The sequence below is a fragment of the uncultured Gemmiger sp. genome (assembly GCA_944388105.1).
GTDB lineage: Bacteria > Bacillota > Clostridia > Oscillospirales > Ruminococcaceae > Gemmiger.
On the sequence record CALXHN010000104.1, the window covers coordinates 1 to 6,871 of the forward strand.

The 6,871-nt window shown below is 64.5% G+C and carries 7 protein-coding genes; 4 read left to right on the plus strand and 3 right to left on the minus strand.

Annotation, left to right across the window (positions count from 1 at the left end; genetic code table 11):
* On the plus strand, positions 1–1,257 hold a 1,257-nt coding region (locus Q0K17_RS09700; protein WP_294542626.1), incomplete at its 5' end, for a hypothetical protein.
* Entirely contained in the window at positions 1,241–2,245 is a 1,005-nt protein-coding gene (locus tag Q0K17_RS09705) for a hypothetical protein (RefSeq protein ID WP_294542627.1), read from the plus strand. The genes Q0K17_RS09700 and Q0K17_RS09705, both read left to right, overlap by 17 nt.
* An 82-nt stretch (positions 2,246–2,327) precedes the next feature.
* Here the strand turns inward: Q0K17_RS09705 and Q0K17_RS09710 are convergent, their stop codons facing one another.
* The 3 genes from Q0K17_RS09710 to Q0K17_RS09720 all read right to left on the minus strand — a co-directional run bounded on the left by Q0K17_RS09710 (position 2,328) and on the right by Q0K17_RS09720 (position 5,751).
* On the minus strand, positions 2,328–3,473 hold the full coding sequence (locus Q0K17_RS09710) for an MFS transporter (protein WP_294542628.1): 1,146 nt from the start codon (positions 3,471–3,473) through the stop codon (positions 2,328–2,330).
* Between the two features lie 98 nt (positions 3,474–3,571).
* The gene (locus Q0K17_RS09715; RefSeq protein WP_294542630.1) at positions 3,572–4,801 is read right to left on the minus strand and encodes a 6-phosphofructokinase; all 1,230 of its coding nucleotides are present in this window, start codon (positions 4,799–4,801) and stop codon (positions 3,572–3,574) included.
* Positions 4,802–4,911: 110 nt separating this feature from the next.
* Entirely contained in the window at positions 4,912–5,751 is an 840-nt protein-coding gene (locus Q0K17_RS09720) for a Cof-type HAD-IIB family hydrolase (RefSeq protein ID WP_294542632.1), read from the minus strand.
* A gap of 166 nt (positions 5,752–5,917) precedes the next feature.
* Between Q0K17_RS09720 and Q0K17_RS09725 the strand changes: the two genes are divergently transcribed.
* Both Q0K17_RS09725 and rpsU read left to right on the plus strand, forming a co-directional pair.
* Positions 5,918–6,667, plus strand: a complete 750-nt coding sequence (locus Q0K17_RS09725; protein ID WP_294542634.1) for a heparan-alpha-glucosaminide N-acetyltransferase domain-containing protein — start codon at positions 5,918–5,920, stop codon at positions 6,665–6,667.
* Between the two features lie 136 nt (positions 6,668–6,803).
* Positions 6,804–6,871: 30S ribosomal protein S21 (gene rpsU, locus Q0K17_RS09730; protein WP_294542637.1), on the plus strand; the 68-nt coding region annotated here is incomplete at its 3' end.

Here is a 6,871-nt window from a genome sequence, read left to right on the forward strand (position 1 = left end):
TTTCTGATGCACAACCAGGATACCTTCCGCACCGGCTTCTGGGACGATTACTCCCAGTCCCTGGTCTTTGCCCGCATTCTGCAGATGCAGCAGGACCAGAGCGCCCCCGGCGGGTTCCTGGGCAGCTACACCGGCCAGTTCGGCGATACCCAGAACCGCTACCTCTACCGGGAAAACACCCCCGTCACCCCCGACCAGTACCTGAGCTACACCCACCAGTCGGGGCTGCAGGGGCTGGGGTTCGGGGTGCTCAACAAGGTGTTCTCGGTCTGGCAGGACAACGGCGAAGCCCGGGAACGGATGCTCTACGCCGCCAACAGTATTTTGTTCTACGCCGTGTCCCTCTGCCTGTGCATCGGGCTGTGGCGGACCTTCGGCGCCCCGGCGGCCATGGGCTGGATGGCGGCGGTGCTGCTCTCCCCCTGGGTGCAGCGGGGGATGAAGGACCTGTACTGGTGCCTGTGGACCTGGCTGCTCCCCGCTCTGGCGGGGCTCATCCTCTGCGCCGCCACCAAAAAGCGGCATACCACCCCTTCCTGGGCCTATTTCCTGGTCTTTGCCGCCGTGTGCGTCCGGTGCATGTGCGGGTTTGAGTTCATCTCCGCCTTCCTCATCCTGGCGGAAGTGCCCCTCTTCCTCTGCTGGGTGCTGGCCCTGGGCCAGAAACGCCCCGCCCGGGGCTGGTTTTTCCGCATGGTCCGCACCGGCTTTGCCGCCCTGGCCGGGGTGGCGGCGGCCCTGGCCGTCTGGCTGGTGCAGAGTTACCTGTATTTCGGCACCTGGGCCGGCGCCTGGGACAACGTGGTGTCGGCGGCCCTGCGCCATACCACCGGCGGCACCGCCACCGCGGCGGCCATGCTGGACCGGTACTTTGTGCAGGGGGAAGCCGTGCTGCAGCTGGGCCCGGTGGGCATCACCCCGCCGGTGTGGCTGGGCATCTGCGCCGCCTTCTTTGTGCTGGCGGCGGTGGTGCTGGCGGTCCGCCGCCGCGCCCTGCCCCCGGCTTATGCCGGGTTGGCGGCCCTCTTCCTGCTGGGTCTGGCGGCCCCCATCAGCTGGATGGTCCTGGCCCCCGCCCACTGTGAACCCCACCCCCATCTGATTCCCATGCTGTGGAATTTCGCCTTTGCCCCGGCGGGGGCGGCGGCCATCGGCGGTCTGCTCCGGCTGATGGTACAAAAAGCCCCGGCGCCTGCTGCGGCCGCACAATCCCCCGCCCAACCCGGAAAGGAGGACCCCCATGCCGGAACCCCGTGACCAATTCTTAGTGCAGAAGTACACCCTGCTGCCCCTGCTGGCCCGGGACGGCATGGTTTCCTGTGTTCTGCTGCTGGTGCTCAGCGTGGCCCTGCCCGCCGCAGATGCGGTCTTTTTCCGCCAGCGGGACGCCTACCTGCCCGGTACGGTGCTGGGCTTTGTCATGGCGGTGCTCCTGGGAACGTGGGCGGTCGTCTGCCTGGTGCTGGCCCGCCGCCGTGACCTGGACCCCGAATGGCTGGACCTGTGCGCCCGCACCATCCAGGCCGGACCCTTTGCCCCCGGCGCCGGACCGGACCTGCCCCCCGGTACGGTGGCCCATTTCTGGGAGATGCCCACCCCGCCGGTGCGGGCGGTGTCGGTGGGGGTGATCCTGCTGCCGGCGGCGGTGCTGCTGTCGGTGTTTCTGCCCCGGTACCGGGCCGGCGCCCGGACCATCGAGGAAAACAAAGAGCTGGCCACGGCCGGACTGGAATCGGTGGCCGAGACCCTGGAGGACGGGGGCTGCACCGACGTGTGGTACAGCGACCCCAGCGACTTTTACGCCGAGTACGGGTATACCGTTTCCGGGTATCTCCAGGGCGGGGAAGAGGTGTTCATCGGCCCCGAGGACGTGAAGCTGTCGGCGGTGGTGGACAACCACGGCCAGCTCATCGAAGTGGACTATATCGTGGGGGTGGATATCGAGAAAAGCCTGGAAGAAAATCTGGACCGGGCCCGCACCCAGCTGGAACAGGGCAGGGAAGTGCTGCGGAACATTGAGATCCCCACCAAGAGCGGCGACCTCTTCGCCCCCGAACTGCTGCCCGCCGAGTTTACAGACAAAATGCCCGGGGTCTACCCTTATGAAAATACCTATTCCTGGCAGGAGGAAGCCGACGGCGTGACCGTCAGCACCGACTACTACACCTACCCGGAGGAGGAATACGGCGAGTACGACTGTGCCTACATCCGGGTGGCGGTGTCCTGCCCCGACGCCTGGGAGTAAACAACCATACAAACAAACACCCCGTTTCCGGTCTGCCGCATAAGCGGACCCGGAAACGGGGTGTTTTGTATGTCGGAAGGGATCACGCCTTTTCTTTTGCCGCTTCCCGGCCCACCAGGGCGGCAAACAGCAGCATCCCGGCGCAGGGGATGACGTTGCAGGCCATACCGGGCAGCAGTCCGGCAGTGTCGGCCACCAGCCCGATGATCCAGGGCATGAGGATGGCACCCAGCCCCGCCACCGGCAGCATGACCCCCATGCTGGTCACGCTGGTCATCCGGCCGGCGCAGGCCACGGCGGTGGGGTTCATGCCCGCAATGGACAGGGCAAACAAAAACAGCAGCAGCAAAGCCGGCACCTGGGTGCGGGCCAGCATCAGCCCGCCGTAAAAGACGGTGCAGCCCAGCCCCATGAAGATCATGGCCCGGTAAGGGTTCCTGGGCGGATGCACAAAGGCCAGATACAGCCGCCCCGCCATGGTGGCGCCCCACAGCAGGGTCACGGTGTAGGGGCTGACGGTGCCGCTCAGGATCCCCTGGTCCTTGAAGTAGGTCACCAGCCAGCCGGTGACGCTGGTCTCGGCGCCGTTCTGGCAGAAGAGCAGGGCCGTGAGCAGCCAGAACTTGGGGCTGCGGCAGAAACTCCAGTCCGGGCGGGCGGCGCCCTGCCTGCGCCCGGTCAGGGAGGCGGGGGCCATGGCAAAGGCCAGGAACAGCGCGGCGCCGCACACCGCCAGCACGGCCGTGGGGCCATTCACCCCGAAGGCCGCCGCCGCGCCCGCCGCCACAAAGGGGCAGAGCAGCGCGCCGCAGGCGTAGCAGCTGTGCATGGTGTTCATGCCCCGGGTGCGGTCGGGGACGTTGTCGCCCACCAGGATGGTGCAGGCGTTGATGGACCCGCCCTTGGCCAGACCCACCAGGGCAAAGGCGGCGGTAAGAAGCCATACCTGCCCCGATACCCCCATCAGGGCATAGCCCAGGGTGTATCCGGTGCCCAGGATCAGGGTGGTGGTTTTCAGGCCCAGACGTCCGGGCAGGACCCCGGCCAGGAATCCCGCCACCAGGTTGCCCACGCTCATCACCGAGATCAGGGACCCGGAGATGCCGTAGGCCAGACCATACCGCTGCTGCAGCAGACTGACGATGACGCCGCTGCTGATGGCACAGATGCCGCTGAGGAAAAACGCCGCAAAGCCCACGTTGCGGGCCCGCACGGAGGGGTTACCCATAACAAATCTCTCCCATACCAAAAAAACGCACGGACAGAAAAGGCCCTGGGGGCGCTCTCTGCCCGTGCGAAAGTTCAGACGTCCGTGGAAAAGACCAATCAGCCCTGCAGGTGAATGTGCTGGGGCACGCCGTTGATATAGATAGGCGTCAGCTCCGCCTGGATCAGCGGGCGGGCGTAGGTCTCGAATTTTTCGTTCACATGCATGCCGTCGGGGGTGATCCAGTCGGCGGGCACGCACTTTTCCTGGTTGGCCACGGCGGCCACGTCCACCGTGGTGGTCTCGGTGCGGTAGGGCGTGTCGGACAGCCGCACGATGCCGCACATCTTGCCGGTCTGGCCCGCAAAGGCGGCCTCCACCGCGGCGCCGCCCACCTGGTAGGCCTCGGTGATGTCGGTGCGGCTGGCCAGATGAGAGGCACACCGCTGCAGGGTGGAGAACTCGATGGCCCGGGTCTTGCAGCCCAGCCGCACCCGGATCAGGTCGGCCAGATACCGGCTGGTGCCGGACAGAATGGCCTTGTGGCCGAAGGCATCCAGCTGACCGGCGGTGCTCACCAGGTCGCACAGGAAGACCCCGTCCTTGTTCTTCACGCCCTCGCTGGCGGCGATGATGACGTTTTTCTTGTCGGCGGTCAGGGCGGCCACCCGCTTCAGGAACACTTCCTCGTCAAAGGTGCGCTCGGGCAGCAGGATGATGTCCGGTCCGGCGCTGTCGCTGCCCGCCGCCAGAGAGGCGGCCCCGGCCAGCCAGCCGGTGTGGCGGCCCATGATCTCGGCCACCGTCACGCTGCGCAGGTCGTAGACGCCGGAATCGCAGATGACCTCCTTCAGGATGGTGGCAATGTACTTGGCCGCGCTGCCGTAGCCCGGGGTGTGGTCGGTGCCCATCAGGTCGTTGTCGATGGTCTTGGGCACCCCGATGAACCGGATCTCGCTGTTGACGGCGGCACCGTAGGCCGCCAGCTTGGCGATGGTGTCCATGGAATCGTTGCCGCCGATGTACAGCACCGCTCCGATGGAATACTGTTTGAACAGCTCGAAGAGGGTCTTGTAGGGCTTGTCGTTCACGGCAAAATCCGGAAGCTTGTGGCGGCAGCTGCCCAGGAAACTGGAGGGGGTACGTTTGAGCAGTTCGATGGCCATTTTATCGCCCAGCTGGTCGTTCAGGTCCACGATGCGGCCTTCCAGAAGACCTTCAATGCCATACTGCATGCCGTACACATGGGGCGCGCCGAACGCGCGGGCGCTCTCAAACACGCCGGCCAGACTGGAGTTGATGACGGCGGTCGGTCCGCCCGACTGCCCGACGAGAAGATTATACGCCATAAGTCTTTCACCTTCTTTGGATTGATTTTGTGCGTAAAAACTTGCACATAGATTTGCACATAAATTTCTATTTTACATTGTATGCGACAAATCCCGAAAAGGCAAGCCTTTTACACCACCGGATGCCCCAGGGCATAGGTCTCGATGGCGGCGGCCACCCCGTCGTGGTTGTTGTCCAGGGTGATGACGTCGGCCGCGGCCTTCACTTCGGGAAAAGCGTTGGCCATGGCCACGCCCAGTCCGGCCATCCGGATCATTTCCAGGTCGTTGCCGCTGTCCCCGCAGGCCATCACCTGGTCTTTGCGCAGGCCCAGGGTCTCGGCCAGGGCCATGAGGCCCCGGCCCTTGTTCACACCGGGGGCGTTCAGTTCCAGGTTGTCCTTCACGCTGCTGGTGGCGTCCACATCGGGGCATACGGCCAGCACGGCCTCCCGGGCGGCGTCCCGGACCTGGGTGTTCTCATACATGATGCTGAACTTTTCCACCTCGCCGGGGCGGCTGCGGATGAGACCGGCCAGGTCCTCCACCACCACCCGGCTGTCCCGCACATAGGACAGCAGTTCCGGCGGGCAGCAGGCTTCCACCCGGGCGGCGCTGGCGGGGTCGGTGTAGCATTCCCCGTTCACGAACAGGCTCAGGGAGCAGGGAAACTTCTGCACCACTTCCAGCAGCTGCAGGGCCATGTCGGTCTCAAAGGGCAGGGTCACAATGGCCTTGCCGGTGGCCAGTTCCACCACGCTGGCCCCGTTGGAAGTCAGGGCGTAGCGCACCCCCGGCATATGCAGGAATTCTTTGGGCACGCCGGTCACCGACCGCCCGGTGGCGGGGATCACGTCGATGCCTGCGTCCAGGGCGGCGCGGATGGCTGCCAGGGTGCGGGGGCTGATGTGTTTCTGGTCGTCAAAGACCGTGCCGTCCAAATCCAGCGCGATCAGGCGGATGTCCTGCATGATGCTGCCTCCTTGCGGGTGTCCGCGCCCCGGAAGGCGCGGGTGGTATTCTTTGTCAATTTCCACAAAGATTGTACCGCAAAATTCGTCGGTTTGCAACCGGTCCCCTTGCGTTTTTTGGCCTTGCTGTGTTACACTGTTGCCACAGACAAAGGAGGGGTGCGGGGTGAAAAAACCGTCCGCCGTCCGGCTGTGGCCCCTGGACGGGCTGCGGGGGCTGGCCATGGTGAACATGGTGGTGTACCACGGCATGTATGACTGGGTGTATGTCTTCGGGCAGAAGTCCTCCTGGTACGATATCTTCTCCCCCGGCTGCCATGTGTGGCAGCAGTACATCTGCTGGAGTTTTCTTCTGCTGGCGGGGTACAGTTTCAACCTTTCCCGCCGCCCGGTGAAAAACGGGCTTCTTGTGGCCGGGTGTGCGCTGGTGCTCACCGCCGTGACGGTGGTCTTTCTGCCCGCGGAGGCCATCTGGTTCGGGGTGCTGCATCTGGTGGGGTGTGCCATCCTGCTCTGCTGCGCCGTCCGGCCGCTGCTGGAAAAAGTGCCGCCCCTGCCGGGGCTGCTGGAGTCGGCGGCGGTGTTTTGCCTCACCAACCAGCTGCCTTCGGGGTATCTGGGGTTGGAGGGCTGGCACCTGTGCCCGCTGCCGGCATCCCTTTACCGGGCCAATCTGTTCTGGCTGGGCCTGCCGGACCTGACAAGATTTTCCTCCGCCGATTATTTCCCCCTGCTGCCCTGGCTGTTTTTGTTCCTGTGCGGGTATTTTGTGGGGCGCATGCAGCTGCCCCTGCCCAAAGGCAGGGCCCCGGCGGTGCTGCGTCCCCTGTGTTTTGCGGGGCGGCACAGCCTGCTTGTCTACATGCTGCACCAGCCGGTGCTGTACGGCGGGCTGTGGATCTTATTTAATTTGTAAACTTTGTGCGAATTTCGCCGAAGCGGCGAAAACGTGGTTGACAGGCGGCCTTTCCATATAGTATACTTTTGTTTACTGGTTGATTAGAAATTTTTGACCGGCAAACTCCTGTCTAAAGACCAAGGGAGGGATAAAGATGTCGGAGATCCGTGTCAAGGAGGGCGAATCCCTGGAGAGCGCCCTGCGCCGTTTCAAGCGCAGCAC